This is a genomic window from Pantoea sp. VS1, from assembly GCF_002207995.1.
In the GTDB taxonomy this organism is placed as follows: Bacteria; Pseudomonadota; Gammaproteobacteria; order Enterobacterales; family Enterobacteriaceae; genus Pantoea; species Pantoea dispersa.
In genome coordinates this window covers 1-245 of the sequence record NZ_NHZE01000161.1, presented here as the reverse complement: position 1 = coordinate 245, position 245 = coordinate 1, and the positions used below count along the sequence as shown (strand labels likewise).

General features: G+C 65.3%; 1 protein-coding gene. It reads right to left on the bottom strand.

The window, feature by feature from the left end; genetic code table 11:
* The coding region (locus CBW22_RS25460; RefSeq protein ID WP_141097387.1) for an integrase catalytic domain-containing protein at positions 1-245 on the bottom strand (245 nt) is incomplete at both ends.

Sequence of the window (245 nt, the reverse complement as noted above, 5' to 3'; positions counted from 1 at the left end):
CAGCGCGAGGATGCCCGGCGCAACGAAGGGCGAGCCGTTGTCGGTGCGGATAACGTCGGGCAGCCCGCCTTCCAGGAAGGCCCTTTCCATGCAGCCGCGCACGAACACCGTGGTCTCCGACGTGCCCGGCTCGCAGGACAGCAGGTAGCGGCTGTGGTTATCGGTGAGCGTGAAGGGGCGGCACCAGCTGCCGTCTTTCAGGCGGAAGCGCCCTTTAAAATCAGCGCTCCAGACGTGGTTATTCC